Annotated in this window: 1 rRNA gene; it reads left to right on the forward strand. The window is 57.6% G+C overall.

The window, feature by feature from the left end:
* Positions 1-1,218: ribosomal RNA gene (locus FAB82_RS23295) — 23S ribosomal RNA — on the forward strand; the annotation flags it as partial.

Raw genomic sequence — 1,218 nt, forward strand, 5'->3', positions numbered from 1 at the left:
TGTAGACCCGAAGCGGGGTGATCTACCCATGTCCAGGGTGAAGCGGCTGTAAGAGGTCGTGGAGGCCCGAACCCACCTAGGTTGCAAACTGGGGGGATGAGGTGTGGGTAGGGGTGAAAGGCCAATCAAACTCCGTGATAGCTGGTTCTCCCCGAAATGCATTTAGGTGCAGCGTTACATGTTGCACGGGCGTGGTAGGGCGCTGATTGGGTGATGGGCCGTGTCGGTTACTGAGCTCAGTTAAACTTCGAATGCGTCTGTGTTGAGTGTGGCAGTGAGTCGGCGGGTGAGAAGATCCGTCGTCGAGAGGGAAACAGCCCAGATTACCGGCTAAGGCCCCTAAGGGTGTACTGAGTGGAAAAGGATGTGGGATCGCGTTGACAGCCAGGAGGTTGGCTTAGAAGCAGCCATCCTTGAAAGAGTGCGTAATAGCTCACTGGTCGAGTGGTTCCGCGCCGATAATGTAGCGGGGCTGAAGTACACCGCCGAAGCCGTAGCAATGCCTGGTTCCTTTGGGAGCTGGGGTTGGGTAGGGGAGCGTCGTGCACGCGGTGAAGCCAGAGCGTGAGCTAGCCCTTAAGGGTGTGCTGGTGGAGTGTGTGCGAGTGAGAATGCAGGCATGAGTAGCGAAACACCTGTGAGAATCAGGTGCGCCGATTGACTAAGGGTTCCAGAGGACGGTTGTTCCGCTCTGGGTTAGTCTGGGCCTAAGGCGAGGCCGAGAGGCGTAGTCGATGGATAACCGGTTGATATTCCGGTACCCGAGTATCGCGTATGAGTGATAGCGGTTGTGCTAACCGGCTGGAAGCGTGCGTCGGGTGTCCTTCGGGATGCTTGGTGTGGGTGACTGGTTGGGGTCCCTGCCGTGTGTAGCGTAGTGATGGGGTGACGCAGTGGGGTAGTCGTACCGTCTGGTGGATCAGGCGGGGTAAGGTGGTAGCCCGTTTTCCCAGGCAAATCCGGGAGAACAGCAGCGAGAGTTGCAGGGTGAGCGCTGAAGCATAGCCCTTGAGGGTGAATTCGGTGATCCCGTGCTGTCGAGAAAAGCCTCTAGCGAGTGGTATTCGGCCAGTACCCTAAACCGACACTGGTGGTCAGGTAGAGTATACTGAGGCGTTCGAGTGATGTGTGGTTAAGGAACTCGGCAAATTGCCTCCGTAACTTCGGGAGAAGGAGGGCCCCTGTTCGTGGTGCGAAGCGCACGGAAGCGAAGGGGGG

Origin of the sequence: Glycomyces buryatensis (genome assembly GCF_004912275.1) — a bacterium.
Classification (GTDB): Bacteria; Actinomycetota; Actinomycetes; order Mycobacteriales; family Micromonosporaceae; genus Glycomyces; species Glycomyces buryatensis.